This window comes from Agrobacterium sp. El2ro-1b (assembly GCF_048298475.1).
Lineage (GTDB): Bacteria > Pseudomonadota > Alphaproteobacteria > Rhizobiales > Rhizobiaceae > Agrobacterium > Agrobacterium fabrum.
In genome coordinates this window covers 1,990,350-2,010,346 of sequence record NZ_CP103459.1, presented here as the reverse complement: position 1 = coordinate 2,010,346, position 19,997 = coordinate 1,990,350, and the positions used below count along the sequence as shown (strand labels likewise).

Below are 19,997 nucleotides of genomic sequence, written 5' to 3'. Positions count from 1 at the left end.
ATGGAAAAACGTACCGTTTTCAAAAGCACATGGCTGCCTGTGCTCTTCGCCCTGCCGCAGTTCCTGCTCATTCTTCTGTTCTTCTATTGGCCGGTTGTCGCGGTGCTGAACTGGGCATTCACCCTCGAACCGCCCTTCGGCGGCCCGGCGGAATTTGTCGGTCTCGCCAATTTCGTGGAAACTTTCGGCGATCCGCTCTACTGGCAATCGATCGTCACGAGCCTCACCTTTGCCATCGTCGGACCGTTTTTTGCCATTCTCATCGGCCTTGTGCTGGCCCTTGCAGTCGATCGCCAGCTTCCCGGCTCCGGTTTCTTCCGGGTGCTTTATATCCTGCCCTATGCAATTGCCGGTCCCGCCGCAGGCATGGCCTTCCGCTTCATCCTGTCACCGGAACGCGGTCTCGCCGCCTCGCTGAACGCCTGGTGGCCCGATATCTGGAACCCGGCCAAATATAATGAACATGCGCTGGCACTCATCATCGTCATCTTCATCTGGAAATGGGCGGGCTACACCTTCATCTTCCTGTTCGCCGGTCTGCAATCGGTGCCGCGCTCGCTGACCGAGGCTGCCGCCATGGACGGTTCCGGGCCGATCCGCCGCGCCATCGACATCCAGGTGCCGCTGCTTGCGCCCACCCTGTTCTTTCTGACCGTCATTATGATGACCGAAGGTTTCGTCGGCGCCGATACATTCGGCATCGTCGCCTCCACGACCGAGGGTGGTCCCAACCACGCCACGGAAGTGATGGTCTATCGCATCGTCAGCGAGGCCTTCCAGGGGCTGAACTATTCCGGCGCCTCGGCCCAGAGCCTCGTCCTCATCGGCCTCATCATGGTCTTCACCTTCATTCAGTTCCGCTTCGTTGAGCGGCAAGTCCACTACAAGTGAGGCGGCGATGATCCAGCGCACACCCTATGCCGACGCCCTGACCTACGCGATCATGGTCGCGGGCTTTCTCCTGCTCATCGGCCCTTTCCTCGTCGTCATTTCCGGCGCGAGCCAGTCTGTCCAGCAGGTCAACAGCGTGCCGTTCAGTTTCATGCCGCAGGGCGAATTCTTCGCCAATGCGCAGACCGCCTGGACACGCGCCAATCTCGGCAACGCCCTCTTAAACAGCCTGATCATGGCGACGCTGGTGACCATCGGCAAAGTGGCCCTCTCCGCCTTCACCGCCTTCGCCATCGTCTTCTTCCGCTCGCCGCTGAAACATCTGTTCTTCTGGACGGTCTTCATCACCCTGATGCTGCCGCTCGAAGTGCGCGTGGTCCCCACCTATTCAGTCGCCGCCGATCTTTTCCAGCCGCTGCGCTCCATTCTCGGCCTGTTCGGCATCGAGATGACGATGGAATGGAACCTCCTGAACTCCTATGCCGGCCTGACCCTGCCGCTTGTCGCCACCGCCACCGGCACCTTTCTCTACCGGCAGTTCTTCATGACGATCCCGGACGAGCTGGCCGAAGCGGCCCGCATGGACGGTTCGGGTGCCGCACGTTTCTTCGTGGACATGCTGCTGCCGCTCTCGCGCACCAATATGCTGGCGCTCACCACCATCATGTTCGTTTATGCCTGGAACCAGTATCTGTGGCCGCTGCTGATGATCACCGACCCTTCCTACAAGACGGTGATGATGTCGCTGAGGGCGCTTTTGCCCGCCGATGACGGCACGCCGGACTGGAACGTCACGCTGGCCGGTTCCCTCATCATCATTCTGCCGCCGCTTTTCGTCGTGGCCTTCCTGCAACGCTGGTTCGTCCGTGGCCTCGTCTCGTCCGACAAGTGACGCGCGGCTTTCAACAACAAGGTTTTCTATCATGGCTCAGATCGATATTCGTCAGGTCCGCAAATCCTATGGCAAGACGCAGACCCTGCACGGGGTGGATCTTTCTTTCGACTCCGGCGAATTCGTCGTCATTCTCGGCCCCTCGGGCTGTGGCAAATCCACGCTCCTGCGTATGATCGCCGGCCTAGAGGAAATCACCTCGGGCGAGATCGCCATTGGCGGGCGCGTGGTCAACACGCTGGAGCCGCGTGAGCGCGGCTGCGCCATGGTATTCCAGAATTATGCGCTTTATCCGCATATGTCGGTTGCCGGCAATATCGGTTATGCGCTGAAGGTCGCCGGCGTTGCCAAGGCCGAACGCCAGCGCCGCATCGAGGAGACCGCCAAGATCGTCGGCCTGTCCGACTATCTGGAGCGCAAGCCGGCCGCCCTTTCCGGCGGCCAGCGCCAGCGCGTGGCCATGGCCCGCGCCATCATCCGCGAACCCGCCGTGTTTCTTTTCGACGAGCCGCTCTCCAACCTCGACGCCAAGCTGCGCGTATCCATGCGCGCCGAAATCCGCAAGCTGCACCAGCGCCTCTCCGCCACCTCCGTCTTCGTCACCCATGACCAGGTGGAAGCCATGACGCTGGCCGACCGGCTGGTGGTGATGAACAAGGGCAATGTCGAGCAGGTCGGCCATCCGCTCGATATCTATCACCGTCCGGCCAGCACCTTCGTCGCTTCCTTCATCGGCTCCCCCGCCATGAACCTCTTCACCACAAAGGTGGAAGTGGAGACCCCTGCCGTGATGCTCTCCGCCACCCCGGTGAAACTTTTCCCCGAAACCGCGCTGGAACTGCGTGGCCGCAACGTGACGGTCGGCATCCGCCCGGAACAATGTGTGGTGAGCATGGATGGCCCCGGCGTGCCTGCCATCGTGGATTTCGTCGAAGAACTTGGCTCCGGTCGCATCGTGCATGCGGATATTGCTGGCGAAACCTTCTCCGCCGCCATCGGTGAGGATCTCCTGGTAAAACCCGGCCAGCGCATCCATCTGGATCTTCCCGCCGCCCATCTTCATTTCTTCGACCCGGCTACCAGCAAGCGGATCGAAACGGAGGGGACGGCGGAGACTGCCCGAAGCAACAACGAGACGCTGCTCGCGGTTTAATGATCCCCTGAGATACGTCCGGCACGGCTTCGGATAAATTCCGGCCGCGCCGGACCTGCGATCGAGATCGGTGGCAGCGGCCGGACCGGGCGGCTATGCGGGCTTCATCTTTGCCCGAACAGCACAGGCGTTGCGGATGAGCCGGAGGGACGGCTTGGTCACGATAAAGCGGGCAGCGTCCATTTCCTTTGCTGCCCGCCGCATCCTGCGAAGATTGGCGGCCTCACCCCTTCACGCCTGATGAGATCATGATCGCTTCCGTCACGCGGCGCTGGAAGACGACATAAGCGATGATGACCGGCAGGGCCGCCAGCATGGCAATCGCCATAAGGCGCGCATAAACGATGCCAAAAGTATCGTTGACCTGCGTGATGCCGACAGGGATCGTCATCATGTTTTCAGAGGTGATAACAAGAAACGGCCAGAAGAAGGCGTTCCACACCGTGATGAAGGTCACGATCGCGAGCGCGGTGGTGATGCCCCAGTTCAACGGCAGATAGACCTTGAAAAGGATGGTGTATTCGCCGCCGCCATCCAGAACCACCGCTTCGCGCATTTCCTTGGGCACGCTGTCGAAGAACTGCTTGTAGACGATGATGACGATGGGCGTGATGAGCTGCGGCAGGATGATGCCCGCCCAGGTGTTGATGAGGTTGAGGTTCTTCATCAGGATGAACTGGGTGACCACAAGCGTTTGCGCCGGCACCATGAAACTGGCCAGCACGATGCCATACAGCAGGCGGCGTCCCGGAAAACGGATCTGCGACAGCGCATAGGCGCACAACATCGAAATTACCAGCACGGAAACGGTGACGATTGCGGCGGTGCCGATGGAATTCACATACCAGGTCAACAGCCGCGTGTTGAAGAGGGCGTTCACATAAGCCCCCAGCTGAAACTCATCCGGCAACAACGACATGTTGCCGGCGACATTATTGTCCGAACGCAGAGAGGTCACGAACCCCCAATAGAGCGGAAAAATCCATACGAGCGCCGCCGAAAATGTCAGCAGGGTTAGAACGACGTTTTCTAGTCTTCGTGTGAAGCTCATGAATTCCTCCGGATGCGCAGCAACTGGAACTGGAGAATGGAAACGATGACGATCAGCAGGAACAGCACGGTGGAAACGGCGGAAGCATAACCACCATTGTTCAGCTGGAACGCCTCGCGATAGACCTTCAGCAGAAGCACAAAGCTGGAATTGAAGGGACCGCCGCCGCTCAGGAGATAGATCTGATCGAATATCTTCAGCTGCAGGATCAGTTGCAAGGTGAGAACCAGTGCCGTGACGGGCCAGAGAAGCGGCCATGTCACCCGCCAGAAGCGCTGCCAGGTGGTTGCGCCATCAAGCGAGGCAGCCTCGTAAAGCTCGGTCGGGATATTGCGCAACCCGGCGATGAACAGCAACACGTTGAAGCCATTCGTCCACCAGATGGTCACGACGGCGACCATCGGCATCACCCAATAGGGGTTCTTGAAAACCGCAACCGGCTTGCCGGCAATGAGCGAAATGACAGGCTGGAGAATGCCGAACTGCAGATCCAGCATCCATGCCCAGATTTCCGTAACGACCGAAACCGGCAGCACATAGGGCAGGAAAAACAGGCTCATGGCGATCGTCTGCTTGACGCCCGACAGACGGCTGACGGCAAGAGCGATCATGAGCGCGATGACGGTCGTCGGCACGACGGTCAAAAGCACAAAATAGCCATTGTTTTTCAAAGAGGTGACGAAAAGGCGGTCGCTCAGCAGTTTTGCGTAGTTCGCCAGCCCGACCCAGTTTCCGTCACCGATCAGCGGCGCATCGGTAAAACTGATGCGTACCATCTCGATTAGTGGATAAAGGAAGAAGGTGGCGAAGACCACGATGAACGGCGTCACCATCGACAGCGCGATCAGCGATTTCTTGCGCCGGTTTTCAATCATAGCCATGGACAGTCTCCGGGACATTACGCATTGCAAGGCAACCCTCCGGCCAGAGACCGGAGGGTTGGTTTCCTGTCACTTCAGCTTGCTTTGCAGCTCGTCCTTGATCTGCGCCACCGCATCCGTGCCGCTCATGAAGCCCTGAATGGCCGGAGCGATGACATTGAGAGCGGCATCATAGGCGGGTGAAGCGACACCGGTGATCGTCGTCTTCGGATCGAACACGGCCGCTTCCGCGAGCGACGCATAGGTGGCATTCGGCTGCATCGCCTTGTAGTCACTGCTTTCAGTGATCGATTTATAGGCCGGGATATGACCGGCATCGGCCCAGCTGATGGCGTGTTTTTCCATCCAGCCGATCACCTTCATCACGGCAGCGCGCTTCTCGCCGGAAGCGGTCTTGTCACCCTGGTTGGGGATGGCGAAGGCGTGCGAATCCGCCCAGGTGGCGCGTTTGCCCATGAAGGGTGGAACCTCGACCGCGCTCCACTTGAAGCCCAGCTTGCCGTTTTTCTCCAGATCCTTGTAGGTCGGCACTTCCCAGACGCCGTTCAGCTGGAAGGCGGATTTTCCGGCGGAGAACAGCGCGACGGACGCCGCATATTCCGCCTGTTCCGGTGCCCAGCCGTTTTCGCGCCATTTCGACATGGTGTCGATCGCCTTGGCAGCTTTCTCGGCATTGTCGCCGGCAAGCACCTCGCCATTGGTGACGAGTTCGCCGCCCTGCTGCGAGAACAACGTATAAAAGACGCGCCAGACACCGGCTTCACCGCCGGACTGATAGGTGACCGGCGTCTGGACGCCCTTTTCTTTCGCCCAGGCCAGCGCCTTTTCGAAATCATCCATTGATTTGATGCCGGTGAGCTTGCCTTCGGCATCGAGATAGGGTGAGCCTTTGAGAAGATCGGCATTGTAATAAAGAACAAGCGCGTGAATATCGAAAGGCACGGCATAAAGCTTGCCGTCATGAGTGGCCGCCTCGAGCGGCGCGCTGAAGAAATCGTCCTTCTTCAGGCCGGCTTCCTCAAGATCCTTGTCGGTGATTTCGCTCAGCACCTTTTCCTGCAGCGCCAGTGGCGCACGCGAAAGGTGGTAGGTCATGACATCAGGCCCCTCGCCGACGGCAGAGGCAGTCCGCACCTTGGTATAGAAGGGCACGCCCCATTCCAGCGTCGTTCCCTTCACCTGAATATCCGGGTGCTCCTTGTTGAAGGCATCGATCAGCGCCTTCATGCGCACGCCGTCACCGCCGGACAGAAAATCCCACCAGACGATATCCTGTCTGGCCAGCGCCGGCAGGGCGGTCAAACCCAGAACCGTGCCAACAAGCAATGTCTTGATCAGTCGCATCGTTCACTCCTCCCGTTTATGTGGAAACACCCCTGCTGGGGCGGTCTGCTGCATCGAAAGGCGCCTCCTCGCGCCTATCGCAATCTTTTGCCGTCGCTATCGAAAACCATGATGTGGTCGGGTGAGGCGCTCAGCAGGACGGACCGGCCATCGAGACTTTCGCGCGAGCCCTGGCGTTGCACGATGATTTCCTTGCCCGAGGCCGCGCGTGTGTAGAGATAGGAAACATCCCCCAGCTCCTCCGCCACCTCGACATTGACAGGCAGGGCGCCATCCTGCGCGATCGTCAGATGCTCCGGCCGAACGCCGATTTCGACCCGCTGGCCAGCGGAAACAGGCTGCAAAAGCCGTGCCTCAAGATGTCTCTCGCCGCCATCGAGTGAAAGCGTCACGACACCATTTCGCTGTTCGACAATCGCCGCCTGCAGGAAGTTCATCGCCGGCGAGCCGATGAAGCCCGCCACGAACCGGTTATCCGGATCATCATAAAGGGTGAGCGGCGCACCCGCCTGCTGCACGACGCCGCCCTTCAGCACGAAAATCTTGTCCGCAAGCGTCATGGCCTCCACCTGGTCATGCGTGACATAGATCATCGTGGCGCCGAGCTTGCGGTGAAGACGCGTCAGTTCCAGCCGCATCTGGACGCGCAGCTCCGCATCGAGGTTCGAAAGCGGCTCGTCGAAAAGGAAGACCTTCGGCTGCCGCACGATGGCGCGACCGATCGCCACGCGCTGCCGCTGCCCGCCCGAAAGCTGCGACGGTTTTTTATGCAGATGGTCTTCAAGCTGCAGGATGCGCGCAGCTTCGCCCACCCTTTCATTCACCTCGGCTTTCGGCCTGCGGGCAAGCCGCAGGCTGAAAGCCATGTTCTCGAACACGCTGAGATGTGGATAAAGCGCGTAGTTCTGGAACACCATGGCGACGCCGCGTTCTGCCGGTTCGACGGCCGTGACATCACGGTCATCGATGGCGATGTGGCCGCCGCTGGTCTCTTCAAGACCGGCGATCATCCGCAGTAGCGTGGATTTGCCGCAACCAGAAGGCCCGACAAAGACCGCGAAGCTGCCGGTCGGGATTTCCATCGAGACATCCCGGATCGCTGCGAAAGATCCGAAGGACTTGGCTATATTGTTGAGACGGACACCCATCGCCGCCTCACTGAACCTTCAGCCGCAGCACATGATAGGACAATGCCGGCACGGAACCCTTCAGCGCCCCATCCTCGACACCAATGCCGCTGCCCGGCACCGGCACGACGCGATCCGGCTGATCCGGACCGTTGCCGACGCGCAGATCATATCCCGCCATGGCAAGATGCAGGTCGAGCGTGGCCGACGAGAACCCGGTGAGGCTGACATTGATATCGGCCGCCTCGGTGAGATGCCGGTTGAGGACGAACAACGTCACCATGCCCTCGGCTTCATCATAAACACCGGCGACGTCGAGATATTTGACGTCATCGGCCGCGTTGCAATCATAGGTCGGGCAATCGACCGCGACATTCAGCGCGACGCCACGACCATAAAGCGAGGCGAACTGATAGGGGTAATAGATCGTCTGGCGCCAGGCCGGCCCGTTCTTTTCCGCCCGGATGGGAGCGATGACATTCACGAGCTGGGCGATGCAGGCGATGCGCACGCGATCCGAACGGCGGATGAACTCATTGAGCAGACCGGCGACAAAAAGCGCATCCTCGAAGTTGTAAGTCTCTTCCAGAAGTGCCGGCGCTTCCGGCCAGTCCCAGCTCTTGATGCGTTTGCCGTCGTCTTCGCGGATATGATACCAGACGTTCCATTCGTCAAAGCAGATGGAGACATCGTTCTTGGCGCGCTTCTTCGCCTTCACATAATCGATGACACCGGCAATGGTCTGGATGTAGCGCCCGGTTTCCTCGATCTTCCCGAAATAATTCAGTGTGTCGCGGCTGTTATTGCCGAAATATTTATGCAGCGAGATGTGATCGACATTCTCGTAGCACTCCTCCAGCACCTCGCGCTCCCATTCGGGATAGGTCGGCATGCCATCGTTCGAGCTGCCGCAGACAATCGCTTCAATGGTGGGATCGAAGCCCTTGAAGGCCTTGGCGGTTTCGTTGGCCAGACGGCCATATTCCACCGCGGTCTTGTGGCCGATCTGCCAGGGGCCGTCCATTTCGTTGCCGAGGCACCACATTTTCACGCCGTGGGGCTTTTCCGTGCCATGGCTGCGGCGCAGATCGCTGAGCGCAGTACCACCCGGGAAATTCACATATTCGAGAAAGTTGCGCGCATCATCCAGACCACGGGAACCGAGATTGACGGCAAGCATCATCTCGATACCGGCCATCTGCGCCCAGTCGGCAAATTCGTTGATGCCGATCTGGTTGGTTTCCTTCGAACGCCAGGCAAGGTCGAGACGAATGGGACGCTGGTCGCGCGGGCCGATGCCGTCCTCCCAGCGATAGGCAGACACGAAGTTGCCGCCGGGATAACGGATGGCCGGGATTTTCAGGTCCTGCACGAATTTCAGGACGTCCTTGCGAAAACCGTTGGCATCCGCCTGCGGATGGCCGGGCTCGTAAATCCCGCCATAGATCGCACGTCCCATATGTTCGATGAAGGCGGAATATAGGCGATCGTCGATACGCCCAATCCGGAAGTCCCGGTGGACTGAAACCCGCGCTTTCATAGGCTCTCCTCCCTGCGCATTTATATCTTAAAATATGATATAAACCATATTTCGTAATATAGTTGCCGAGAGAATCCGCGCCTGTCAACCGCTAAAATCATACTTATTAAATTTGCTGGATCAGACGGCCGTTCGCAGACGCAGGACGATGTCCTGATCGTAATTGCCGAAACCGCGGCCGAATATATTCAACCCGCCGGGATGTTTTGCATCGGCCTTGACCTCGATGCGCAACCGGATGGAACGGTGGCTTGCGAGATCAATATCCGCAAGCGTCACATCCGAAATCCGCGTTCCGTCGACATAGGTTCCCTGGGGTGTGATACGCCATGTTTTCAGCATGCCGTATTGGGAACCGGACAGCTTCCACCAGTCCGGCGTAAAGACGCCCCGCTTGTCGCCGAAGTCGCCGGGCGAGGTCCAGACACCGATTTCCTTGCCGTTGACGGACAGCGTGATATCGGACGGCCAGTTGCTGTGGGTTCTCGGCACCTCGGAACTCACTTCCATCGAAAACTCGACTTCCTCGACGTTCCGGCCCTGAATCTTCGCATTATTGGGGAATTGATACTCCACGAAACCCGAGGTCAGCCACAACAGTGCCGTCTTCATGCGGTCCGGATCCATGAATGTGTCGGGCACATCCAGCAGTCCGATGATACCCTCCGGCGAGCAGATACCGCAGGGCGCGGTGACCGAACTTTGCGTATAAAGACCGAGTGGCATCGCCACCGCAATGTAGTTGGAAGCCGCCGGCGTCTCCGGTTTTCGGAAAGAAACGATGAGCTCGTCGCAGGTGGCAAAGCAGATTTTCTGACTGCCCTTGCGCGCCTTGCGCGTCTCCGTTCGCAACAGTCCCGCCTCTTCGAGAACCGCCACGCCGGCCGATACGGTGGATTGCGGCAGCGCCAGCCTCTGGGCGATCTCGTTGACGTTCAGGCCATTGGCCTCATGCAGCAACTTCAATATCTGCACGCGGATCAGCGACGCGGCCGCCTTTAGCACATCGAATTCTTTTTCAGCATCAATGAGGAGGAAATTGGGCGCCATGGTCTAATCTTCAGATTTATCGATCCAGATCAGAATTTCTGGCTTAAATGCCCTGCCCTTGTCCAGTCCTGTTTGTCATAAAGCCGTAGCAGATGGCGTAAAGCGCCGCTCATTCCGTCGCGATCCTCTTGCGATCAATGAAAAAAGCACCGCCACACGGCTGCGAGACCGCGTGCCGGTGTCGACAAGATTCTGCGCCGCCTCATCGACGCTGGCGCGACCGAAGGCGAGCGAATCGGCAATCGGCCGCATCACACCGCGGTCGAATTCATTGGCGCCGATCGGGGCAGGTTCCGGATAGGTATCGAGCTTGCCGGACAGGCCCTCGATATAATCCACCGTCTTGCGTTCGCTCTCGTTGAGGCTTGGCAACACCGCCTCGCGCACCTTCTTGGCCGGCGGCACACCGCGTTCGACACCGAGGACCTTGCCGGCGTCGATATCGTTGACGAAGAAGTTGATGAACTTCGCCGCCGCTTCCGGATTGGTGGAGGTGGAGGAAATGCACCAGATAAGGCCCGGCCGGTAATAATGTCCGGTCGGTTTGCCCTCCCCCTCGCCCGGCAGCATGCCGATGGACAGCGTCTTCTTGTTGAGCGCCTGGTAACCCACGAGCTGGTTGGAATAGGCAAAACCGATGGCCGAATTGCCAAGCGTCAAAGCGTTGGATTCGATGGTATTGTCATCACGCGTCTGGATATCGGCGGAAACGCAGAGCTTGTCCTCGCGCAGCTTCTCCCAATAGGCGAACCATTCCTTGGCGTCTTCCTTGTTGAAACCGATGGTGCCATCCTGGAACAGGAGCTTGCCGCGCTGGCGCAGCCAGACATCGAAGACATAATGATACCGTGCGCCATAAGGCACCGCCCAGTAATTTCTTTTTGCCGGACCATTTTTTTTGAAATCCCGCGCCAGTTCCGCCAGCGCCGTCCAGGTGATCTGGCCCGCCGGCATGGAAACGCCCGCTTCCTTCAGCGCCTCGGCATCATACATCATGCAGAAGGAGTTGAGCCCGAGACCAACGCCATAAAGCTTGCCATCGATACGGCAAAGATCGATCTCGCTCTTGCCGAAGTTGGAAAGATCAAGCGCCGAGCCGACGAACTGATCGAGTTCCATGCAGGCGCCACGGCCGGAATAATCGGCAATCGTGGAAGGCTCGAGCTGGAAGATATCGGCGACATTGCGCCCGGCCATCGAGGTCGCAAGCTTGGTCCAGTAGTCGGAACCGGCGATCATCTCGCCGCTCACCACCGTTTGCGGATCAGCCTTCTGGTAAAGCGAAATCACCTCATTGGTGCGCTTGTTGCGGTCTGCCGAACCCCACCATACGCAACGAAGCCGAGTTTCCGCCGCCATCGCGCGAAAACCACCCGCCGCAGCCCCCAGGCCGGCCAGCGCCGCCGTCACCAGAAATCCACGTCTATCGATCATTTGCATCTGCTCCTCCCGCGTTTCGCAAATTTTTCAGATGTCACTTAAATTCTTGCAAATTTTCTTGGTTTGCAATATTTGCATCACATTAGATTTTTTTGCAAGCGCAGGAGACGATATGAACGATACGCCCGACATCAGCCGCCCGCGCCAGTCGGATATCGCGCAGCGCGCCGGCGTCTCCATCAGCACTGTCTCGCGGGTTCTGGCAGGCGAAAAGGGTATCAGCGCTTCGATACAGACCAAGGTGCTGGGTGTGGCCGCCGAGCTTGGTTATCCGTTGCGCCCGACCGGAAACCAGGCGAGCGGCGTGACGCTGGAGGGCAAAAAAATTCTTGCGCTGATGGCTGCGGAAAGAGCGACCGGCGACATCGGTGCCTTCTATCACGACATTTTCGACACGCTGCGTAGCCTTGCCCAGACGGATGGTTTCGAACTCGATATCCGGCTCCTGCACCAGAAGCAGATCGACGAGGCGCTCACGCAGCGCGTCTGCGAAGTAGACGGCCTTCTCGCCATCGGTCTCGACCCCGAAGACGAAATCATTCACCGCATCACGCAGGGTGTGGTGCAGCCGGTTCTGGTCAACAGCGCCGATCCTGCGATGCTGCTGGACTGTATTTCACCCTCCAACTTTTACGGCGGCGCGATGGCGGCGCGGCGGCTGCTGGAACTCGGCCACCGCAAGGTCGCCTATATCGGCCCGCATCATCGCCACACCATACGGGAGCGCATGCGCGGTTTCCGGCAAACGATCGAGGAAGAGGGAGCCACCTATGAAGAATGCCTGCTTTCAACGGTGGAGAGCGGCTTCGGACAGGCCGGCGATGCGGTTCGCCAGCTGCTTGCCAAAGACCCTGGGACAACAGGCATTTTCTGCATGAACGACGCGATTGCGCTCGGCGCGCTGGGTGCTGCGCAGGAGCTTGGCCTTGCCGTACCGGACGATCTTTCCATCATCGGCTTCGACGACCTGCCCTTTGCCGAACTCTCCACTCCGAGGCTCAGCACGATCAGGGTTGATCGCCGTGAAATTGCCCGCGAAGCGGTGGAGCTGCTGCGGCGCCGGATGACGGAACCTTCCGCCAATGCCCGACACATACAGCTCGGCGTGCAGCTAGTGGAGGGGCAAACCGCCGGACAGGCAAAAAACACCGGAAAGGCAGCAGGCGATGCATGACACGGGGACCAGAAGCGATATGGCAAGATTTAACCCGTTGCATGGCAATCCGCTCAAGAGCCGCGTCGATGTCCGGCGTGCGCTCGATGACAGTTTCGCGCCCCTGCTCCCCTATTTTTCACCGGGTGGGGCAAGGGTAACGCTGAGCGGCACCGCCGCGCATTTCGACCGGGCCGCGGCCGATCTGGAGGGATTTGCCCGGCCGCTCTGGGGCATCGCACCGCTGGCGCTGAGCGGCGACAGTTTTGAGCATTGGCCGCTTCTGGCCAAAGGCATCGCCAACGGCACCGATCCCGCCCATCCCGATTACTGGGGCGACGTGCGCCAGAAGGACCAGCGACTGGTCGAACTAGCCGCACTTGGTTTCGCGCTACGGCTTGCGCCGCAACACCTCTGGGAGCCACTGTCCGACGCGCAGAAGGAGAATGTAAGCCGCTACCTGTTGACGGCACGCGAGCGCAATTATGCCGACAATAACTGGAAGTTCTTCCGGGTGATGGTCGACATGGCGCTCGACCATCTCGGCATCGCTTTCGACCGCAGTCTGACCGAGACATTCCAGAGGGAACTGGACGATTTCTACATTGCCGATGGCTGGTATCGCGACGGCAATTATCGCCGCATCGACCACTATATCGCCTTCGCCATGCATTTTTACGGCCTGATCTATGCCAGGCTCAGCAAGCCTGACGATGCCTATGCCGCACGCTACCGCGAGCGCGCCCGCCTCTTCGCCGGCGATTTCGCCAGCTGGTTCGAGGAGGATGGCGGCGCGCTGGCCTTCGGCCGCTCCATGACCTATCGTTTCGCCTGCGGCGGCTTCTGGGCCGTCCTTGCCTTCGCCGATGAGGAAGCACTGCCCTGGGGCGAGATCAAGGGGCTTTATTTGCAGCATCTGCGCTGGTGGGCGAACAAACCGATTGCGGATCGCGACGGTGTCCTCTCCATCGGTTACGCCTATCCGCAGCTGACCATGTCGGAAAGCTACAATTCCGCCGGCTCGCCCTATTGGGCCTTTAAGGCCTTTCTGCCGCTGGCGCTTCCCGAAAGCCACCCCTTCTGGCAGGCGGAGGAAAAACTGCCCCCGGCCGTTTCAAAACCACGGCCGCTCGTTCATCCCGGCATGGTGATGATGAGGACCAAGGGCAATGTCACCGCCCTTTCCAGTGGGCAGGAAAACCTTTCCATGCGCGGCGGGCCCGAGAAGTACGCCAAATTCGCCTATTCCTCCCGTTACGGCTTCGGCGTCGAGGTGGACGAGCGCGGTTTCAAGACCAATGGTTTCGACAATATGCTGGCCTTCTCCGATGACGGTTTGCATTATCGGGTGCGTGAGACCAATCAGAAGGTTCTGCTTGCAGGGAATAACCTGCGGGCGACATGGAAACCGTTCCCCGATGTCGAAGTCGAAACGACGTTGGCGGCGGCGGGGGACTGGCATATCAGGCTCCATCGAATTTCCTCCCCGCGCCCTCTTTCCGTGACCGAAGGTGGCTTCGCAATCAACCGCAATGACGGCGACAGGGATGTTGTGAGCGAGGCAACCGGTCGGGCAACGGCAGATTGCGGCACCGACATATCCGCCATCCTCGATCTCGGTTCGAGTGTCACGCGCCAGGGCATCGCGCTGAAGGCCCTGCCGAATACCAATCTCATCAATGCAAAAACCACCGTGCCGCAATTGCGTGGCGACATTCCAGCCGGGACAACTCTGCTCGCCTGCGCCGTCTTTGCAGGATTGACCGGGCCTGAAAGTGAAAAAGCGCTGGCAGCCGCTCCCGCACTTCCGGACATTAAGGCGCTCGACCGCCTGTTTGCAGAACGCGGTGTCTCCGTCAGCAGCATGGCGGCGACCGGAGAGCCGCAATGACGACACCGCTTCCGCGTCTCAGCCTTGCCATGGACCCGGAGCGGACACAGCATGTGCTGACACCACAGGCGCTCGAAAGGCTGTCACACAGCGTTGAAATCCTCGATCCGGCCCGGATCTGCGATTTTCACGATCCATCCGTGCAGGACCGGCTGGAACACACGGATATTCTCCTGACCGGCTGGGGCTGCCCCGACATCGGCGCAAGGGAACTGGCGCTGATGCCACGGCTGAAGCTGATCTCCCATGCCGCCGGCACGGTCAAATATTTTCTCTCGCAAGCGGTCTTTGAACGCGGCATCACCGTGTGCAGCGCGGCGGAGGCGAATGCGCAACCGGTCGCAGAGTTTTCGCTGGCAATGATCCTGCTTGCAGGCAAACGCACCTTCGGCTTCAGGCGCCTCTACGAGCGGGATCGCGGGCGGAGCAATGTCGAACGACTGCAATCGGCGCCCATCGGCAATCTCGGCCTCACGGTCGGCATCGTCGGCGCGTCGCGGATCGGACGGCGTGTCATCTCTCTTTTGCGCTCCTTTGATCTCGATCTTGTTCTCTTTGACCCTTTTCTAAGCCCGGCGGAGGCGGAGCGGCTCGGTGTACGCCTCGTGTCGCTTGATGCGCTGATGGCGATAAGCGATGTCATATCCCTGCATGCGCCCTCCCTGCCGCAAACACGGCATATGATCGGCGCACAGGAACTCGCCCGGATGAAGGATGGCGCGACACTCATCAACACCGCGCGCGGCGCGCTGGTGGATGAAAATGCGCTTCTGAGCGAACTGAAGACCAGCCGCATCGAGGCGGTCATCGACGTGACCGATCCGGAAGTGCCGCCGCCGGACTCGCCTTTCTACAGCCTGCCCAACGTCTTCCTGACGCCGCACATCGCCGGCGCAGTAGGCCTCGAGCGCGCCAGACTGGGCGACATGGCAATCGCGGAAATCGAACGCTTCTGTCAGGGCGCGGCACTTGAACAGCAGGTACGGCCGGAACATCTGGAACTAATCGCATGAGAATTTTCGAGCCGGGCCTCTGCTCCGTCACCTTCCGCTCCCTGTCGCCGCAGGCGGTCATCGACCTTGCCGTCGCAAACGCCATCAAGGCAATCGAATGGGGCGCGGATATCCACGTTCCCGCCGGCGACCTCGAAAATGCAAGGGGTGTGGCCGAGCGGACCGCTAAAGCGGGCCTCACCGTCTCCTCCTACGGCTCCTACATCTTCGCGCCGGATTTTACGCGGGAAGATCTGGCCGCCGTGCTGGAAACCGCCAAAGCGCTCGGCACCGGCCATATCCGTATCTGGCCGGGCCACCGTAAAAGGCTTTCCACGGACTACTCTCCCGCCGAGCGCCGCACGGCCACCGAGGCGCTGGCAGAGATCGCCCGCCACGCGCAAGATTACGACATGACGATCGGCCTCGAATATCACCCCAATTCACTGACGGACACCCTGCCCTCGGCCCTGCAACTGGCGCAAGATTTGACCGCCCCCAATCTCTTCTTCTACTGGCAGCCAGCACCCGGCCTGCCTCTTTCTGACGCACTCACGGAAATCGCCGCCCTCAGCCCGCGCATATGCCACCTGCACGTCTTCGCCTGGCTTGCCGATGCCAGCCGACTGTCACTTGGCGAACGAGTGGATTTTTGGCAGGCCTGTATCGACGCGATGCCGCAAAGCGATTGGGATAAGCAGACTTATGCAATGCTGGAATTCGTCAGGGGTGACGACGTCGGTCAGTTCGCCGACGATGCACAGACGCTTCGGCAGATCCTCAGCAGAACTTAGAACCGCCTGCTCATCATAAATATCTTCCAGCCACACTTCACATAGTGAAAATTATGCACTATATTTTTGAGGAGATAGGGGCGCTGGATGGGCAAGCTCATTCAGATCGGGAACATCATCATCCGCGTGTATGCGAACGATCACCTGCCACCACATTTCCACATTATAACACCCGATGCGGATGCCCTTGTCGACATAGAAACTCTGGAAATCCTGCGTGGCAAACTATCGCGCAGGGCGGAGGCCGAAGCGTTGGCATGGGCGAAAGCCAATGGAAGCCTGATCGTTGAGGAATGGAATCGCACGAACCCGCGTTTTCCCATTGCAGAAAAGGGAAACAAGTCATGACAACCCGCGTCAAAGCCATACTGCCCACCCTGCCTAGCTCTCTCACAATCGACTGGGCCGATGGCAGACGGTCAACCGCCAATCTGATGGGATGGATCGCAACGGGAGGAGAGTTGCTCGCTCCCCTCCGCTCAGCGAGTATCTGGGAAACTGCAAAAGTCACCGACTATGGCGCCAGCGTGGAATGGGACGGTGATGATCTTGCGATCGATGCCTATCATCTATACCAGATCGCCGAGGACCAGCGCGACTTCGACGTCGACGATCTGCGCAAATGGCAGGAAGACATTGGCCTCTCCAACAATGAGGCGGCGGATTTTCTTGGTGTGACCTTGAGGACATGGAACAACTACCGCGCTGGCACACCGGTAAGCCATGCGGTGAAGATGCTGTTACGGGCCAGCCAGCGCGACCCGCTTCTATTGCATGCTCATTTCCGCCCCAGGCGGCCGGGACGTCCCAGACACGCCGCATAAGACATTTCTTTACGGTACTATATCCGCCGCCCATCCGCCCCGAACAGATGCGTCTTCGCCAGATCGAACGCAAAGGGAATGGTTTCGCCGATGCGGATTGGGCGCTGGCCGTCCAGCAGCACGGTGGCGGGTTGGCCATCGGGGGTGCTGGTGTAAACCACCGTTGAGCCGCCCAGATGTTCCACGAGCTGGATCGACGCTTCACCGAGCGAGGATTGCGCCTGCGGGTTGACGTGTTCGGGGCGCACGCCGAAGGTCAGCGGTTCGCCCTGCTCAGCCGCGACGGGTTTTTCCAGCACGATGCGCTGACCTGCCACCTCTATGGTGCGGTTGGAACTGTCGCCTGAGGCGACTTTGGCGGAGAGGAAGTTCATCTTCGGCGAGCCGATGAAGCCGGCCACGAACTGGTTGGCCGGATTATTGTAAAGATCGAGCGGGCGGCCGACCTGCATGATGCGGCCGTCGCGCAGGACGACGATCTTGTCGGCCATGGTCATGGCTTCCACCTGGTCGTGCGTCACATAGATCATGGTGCTGCCGAGCGTCTGGTGCAGCTTGGCGATTTCAACGCGCATCTGCACGCGCAGTTCGGCATCGAGGTTGGACAGAGGCTCGTCGAAGAGGAAGATTTTCGGCTCGCGCACGATGGCCCGGCCGATGGCGACACGCTGGCGCTGACCGCCCGAAAGCGCCTTCGGCTTGCGCTGCAACAACGGGCCGATCTGCAGGATATCGGCGGCTTTCTGCACCCGCGCCTCGACTTCCGGTTTTTTGTAACCCGCGGTTTCCAGCCCGAAGGCGAGGTTCTTGTAGACGCTCATATGCGGATAAAGCGCATAGGACTGGAAGACCATGGCAATGCCGCGCTTGGAGGCGGCAGTCTCGTTGACCCGCTCACCATCGATACGGACGTCGCCGCCGGAGATTTCCTCCAGACCGGCGATCATGCGCAAAAGCGTGGATTTGCCGCAGCCTGAAGGGCCGACGAAAACGGTGAATTCGCCGGGTTCTATCTTGAGATCGATGCCGTGGATGACCGGAAAAGCGCCGAACCGCTTGACGATTTTTTCCAGAGTAATGCTGCTTGCCATGCTGTTTCTCCCGACTGTCGCGCCGCGCAAAGGGCAGCCGCGACAGTGTTGATGGTCTTATAAAGTGTTTTCTCGGTTCAGCGTTTCATTCCCGTCGTGGCGATGCCTTCGATCAGCAGCCGCTGGAAAAACAGGAAGAACAGGAAGACCGGCACCAGTGACAGGTTGGACATGGCGAAAAGCGAGGTCCAGTCCGAGCTGCCGGTGGAATCCACGAAGGATCTGAGACCGAGCTGCACGGTGTAGGTGTTGATGTCGTTCAGATAGATCAGCGGGCCAAAGAAATCGTCCCAGGTCCAGATGAAGGAAAAGATGGCGGCCGTGGCGAGCACCGGCATCGACAGCGGCAGCATGATCTTCCAGTAGATGCGGAAGGGCGAGCAGCCATCCATCACAGCCGCCTCGTCCAGTTCACGCGGAATACCGCGGAAGAACTGCACCATCAGGAAGATGAAGAAGGCATCCGTCGCCAGGTACTTCGGCACGATCAGCGGCAACGAGGTGTTCACCCAGCCCATTTCCAGAAACAGGATATATTGCGGGATGAGCACGACATGATAGGGCAACATCAGGGTGCCGAGCATCAGCGCGAACCAGAAATTACGCCCACCGAACCGAAGCCTTGCAAAAGCAAAGGCGGTGAGCGAGCAGCCGACCACATTGCCAATGGTGGCGAGCACCGAGATGAAGAAGGAGTTCCAAAAGAACTGCCCGAAGCTCACCTGTAGCCCCGTCCAGCCTCTGATATAACCGCCGACATCGACTGCCGAGGGGATAAGCGACGACGAGCCGAACAACTCGTCCTGCGGCCGGAAGGAGCCTGAAATCATCCACAGGATCGGGTAGAGCATCGCAAAGGAGGCGATGATCAGGGCCGTGTGGAGCATCACCGATTTCAACGGCGAGCGTTGCGGGCCTTGTCCCGGCCGGGGAGCGGTAACAGCGTCAGTCATCGTAATGCACCCAGTATTTCGCGCTGAGGAACGAGAAGGCCGTGAACAGCGAGATGATGATCACCAAAATCCAGGCAAGCGCCGAGGCATAGCCCATGCGGAAGAAACCAAAGGCTTCCTGATAGAGGTAGAGCGTGTAAAACAGCGTCGAGTTGATCGGCCCGCCGGTGCCTTCGGAGATGATGAAGGCGGGCGTGAAGGCCTTGAAGGCGTCGATTGTCTGGATCACGGCGTTGAAGAAGATGACAGGCGTCAAAAGCGGCAGGGTAATGCGGAAGAACTGCCGCACCTTGCTTGCACCATCGATTTCGGCGGCTTCATACATATCCTGCGGAATTTGCCTGAGACCCGCGAGGAAGATGATCATCGGCGAGCCGAACTGCCAGACCGACAGGATGACCAGCGTGTAGATCGAATAATCCGGATTGGAAATCCAGCTCGGCCCTTCATAACCGAAAGCCTGCCACAGGATCATGTTGACGAGACCATCAGACGCGAAAAGCTGGCGCCAGAGAACGGCAATGGCGACGCTGGAACCAAGCAGCGACGGCAGGTAAAAAATCGCCCGGTAAAGCGTAAGACCACGGATGCCGCGATTAAAGGCAAGCGCCACCAGCAGCGCGAAGATCAGCTTCAGCGGCACTGACAGCAGCACATAGGTAAATGTCACCTGCATGGCCGCGGCAAATTTCGGGTCGGCGGTGGCGATGCGCACATAGTTTGCCGCCCCCACCCAGTCCGGCGACTGCAACAGGTCGTAATTGGTGAAGGATAGATAAAGCGACGCAAGCGCCGGGCCCAGCGTGAGGCCGAAAAAGCCGATAAGCCAGGGCAGGAGAAACAGGTAGGCGTGAATGTTGCGGTCAAACATCCGCCTCATGCCGCCCCGCTTCGGGAGAGCCGCGCCACGACTCTCCCCCACAAGAGTTT

At 59.3% G+C, this 19,997-nt stretch carries 18 protein-coding genes and 1 pseudogene; 9 read left to right on the top strand and 10 right to left on the bottom strand.

Going from position 1 to position 19,997, the window contains the following annotated elements; translation table 11 throughout:
• Genes NYR50_RS23245 through NYR50_RS23235 form a run of 3 tightly spaced genes read left to right on the top strand, consistent with a single transcriptional unit; the run spans position 1 to position 2,936 of the window.
• Positions 1-891 (top strand): carbohydrate ABC transporter permease, encoded by an 891-nt coding sequence (locus NYR50_RS23245; RefSeq protein WP_174009676.1) that lies wholly within the window; start codon positions 1-3, stop codon positions 889-891.
• Between the two features lie 7 nt (positions 892-898).
• On the top strand, positions 899-1,783 hold the full coding sequence (locus NYR50_RS23240) for an ABC transporter permease subunit (protein ID WP_174009677.1): 885 nt from the start codon (positions 899-901) through the stop codon (positions 1,781-1,783).
• A gap of 31 nt (positions 1,784-1,814) precedes the next feature.
• On the top strand, positions 1,815-2,936 hold the full coding sequence (locus NYR50_RS23235; RefSeq protein ID WP_418138176.1) for a sn-glycerol-3-phosphate import ATP-binding protein UgpC: 1,122 nt from the start codon (positions 1,815-1,817) through the stop codon (positions 2,934-2,936).
• A 223-nt stretch (positions 2,937-3,159) separates the two neighbouring features.
• On the opposite strand, the gene NYR50_RS23230 is transcribed toward NYR50_RS23235, so the two are convergent.
• The 7 genes and pseudogenes from NYR50_RS23230 to NYR50_RS23200 form a co-directional block, all read right to left on the bottom strand.
• The gene (locus tag NYR50_RS23230) at positions 3,160-3,987 is read right to left on the bottom strand and encodes a carbohydrate ABC transporter permease (protein WP_418138175.1); all 828 of its coding nucleotides are present in this window, start codon (positions 3,985-3,987) and stop codon (positions 3,160-3,162) included.
• Positions 3,984-4,868: a carbohydrate ABC transporter permease gene (locus NYR50_RS23225; RefSeq protein WP_174009680.1), complete on the bottom strand. Its 885-nt coding sequence runs from the start codon at positions 4,866-4,868 to the stop codon at positions 3,984-3,986. The genes NYR50_RS23230 and NYR50_RS23225 overlap by 4 nt, the downstream gene beginning before the upstream one ends.
• A gap of 69 nt (positions 4,869-4,937) precedes the next feature.
• The gene (locus NYR50_RS23220) at positions 4,938-6,212 is read right to left on the bottom strand and encodes an extracellular solute-binding protein (protein WP_174009681.1); all 1,275 of its coding nucleotides are present in this window, start codon (positions 6,210-6,212) and stop codon (positions 4,938-4,940) included.
• A 74-nt stretch (positions 6,213-6,286) separates the two neighbouring features.
• Positions 6,287-7,360 carry an ABC transporter ATP-binding protein gene (locus tag NYR50_RS23215; RefSeq protein WP_174009682.1) on the bottom strand — a complete coding sequence of 358 codons (1,074 nt, stop codon included), beginning with the start codon at positions 7,358-7,360 and terminating at the stop codon, positions 6,287-6,289.
• A gap of 7 nt (positions 7,361-7,367) precedes the next feature.
• Positions 7,368-8,879 carry an alpha-N-arabinofuranosidase gene (locus NYR50_RS23210; protein WP_174009683.1) on the bottom strand — a complete coding sequence of 504 codons (1,512 nt, stop codon included), beginning with the start codon at positions 8,877-8,879 and terminating at the stop codon, positions 7,368-7,370.
• A 120-nt stretch (positions 8,880-8,999) separates the two neighbouring features.
• Entirely contained in the window at positions 9,000-9,929 is a 930-nt protein-coding gene (locus NYR50_RS23205) for an ArsR/SmtB family transcription factor (protein ID WP_418138174.1), read from the bottom strand.
• Between the two features lie 165 nt (positions 9,930-10,094).
• Positions 10,095-11,369: pseudogene (locus tag NYR50_RS23200) on the bottom strand (ABC transporter substrate-binding protein); the annotation flags it as partial.
• 112 nt (positions 11,370-11,481) lie between these two features.
• Here NYR50_RS23200 and NYR50_RS23195 point away from each other — a divergent pair.
• The 6 genes from NYR50_RS23195 to NYR50_RS23170 all read left to right on the top strand — a co-directional run bounded on the left by NYR50_RS23195 (position 11,482) and on the right by NYR50_RS23170 (position 17,023).
• A complete protein-coding gene (locus tag NYR50_RS23195; RefSeq protein ID WP_174009686.1) occupies positions 11,482-12,543 on the top strand; it encodes a LacI family DNA-binding transcriptional regulator in 1,062 nt (353 codons plus the stop codon).
• Positions 12,536-14,413, top strand: coding sequence for a DUF2264 domain-containing protein (locus tag NYR50_RS23190; RefSeq protein ID WP_418138173.1), 1,878 nt, complete (start codon positions 12,536-12,538; stop codon positions 14,411-14,413). The genes NYR50_RS23195 and NYR50_RS23190 overlap by 8 nt, the downstream gene beginning before the upstream one ends.
• Positions 14,410-15,426 carry a hydroxyacid dehydrogenase gene (locus tag NYR50_RS23185; RefSeq protein WP_174009688.1) on the top strand — a complete coding sequence of 339 codons (1,017 nt, stop codon included), beginning with the start codon at positions 14,410-14,412 and terminating at the stop codon, positions 15,424-15,426. The genes NYR50_RS23190 and NYR50_RS23185 overlap by 4 nt, the downstream gene beginning before the upstream one ends.
• Positions 15,423-16,199 (top strand): sugar phosphate isomerase/epimerase family protein, encoded by a 777-nt coding sequence (locus NYR50_RS23180; protein WP_418138172.1) that lies wholly within the window; start codon positions 15,423-15,425, stop codon positions 16,197-16,199. The genes NYR50_RS23185 and NYR50_RS23180 overlap by 4 nt, the downstream gene beginning before the upstream one ends.
• A gap of 87 nt (positions 16,200-16,286) precedes the next feature.
• The gene (locus NYR50_RS23175; protein WP_174009690.1) at positions 16,287-16,547 is read left to right on the top strand and encodes a DUF4160 domain-containing protein; all 261 of its coding nucleotides are present in this window, start codon (positions 16,287-16,289) and stop codon (positions 16,545-16,547) included.
• Complete coding sequence (locus tag NYR50_RS23170) at positions 16,544-17,023, top strand: hypothetical protein (RefSeq protein ID WP_174009691.1); 480 nt, start codon at positions 16,544-16,546, stop codon at positions 17,021-17,023. Before NYR50_RS23175 ends, NYR50_RS23170 begins: the two co-directional genes overlap by 4 nt.
• Before the next feature lie 17 nt (positions 17,024-17,040).
• Here NYR50_RS23170 and NYR50_RS23165 read toward each other — a convergent pair whose 3' ends face one another.
• The 3 genes from NYR50_RS23165 to NYR50_RS23155 all read right to left on the bottom strand — a co-directional run bounded on the left by NYR50_RS23165 (position 17,041) and on the right by NYR50_RS23155 (position 19,947).
• On the bottom strand, positions 17,041-18,114 hold the full coding sequence (locus NYR50_RS23165; protein WP_174009692.1) for an ABC transporter ATP-binding protein: 1,074 nt from the start codon (positions 18,112-18,114) through the stop codon (positions 17,041-17,043).
• Positions 18,115-18,191: 77 nt separating this feature from the next.
• Positions 18,192-19,067, bottom strand: coding sequence for a carbohydrate ABC transporter permease (locus NYR50_RS23160; RefSeq protein ID WP_010972767.1), 876 nt, complete (start codon positions 19,065-19,067; stop codon positions 18,192-18,194).
• Positions 19,060-19,947 carry a carbohydrate ABC transporter permease gene (locus tag NYR50_RS23155; RefSeq protein WP_010972768.1) on the bottom strand — a complete coding sequence of 296 codons (888 nt, stop codon included), beginning with the start codon at positions 19,945-19,947 and terminating at the stop codon, positions 19,060-19,062. The genes NYR50_RS23160 and NYR50_RS23155 overlap by 8 nt, the downstream gene beginning before the upstream one ends.
• Between the last annotated feature and the right edge of the window lie 50 nt (positions 19,948-19,997).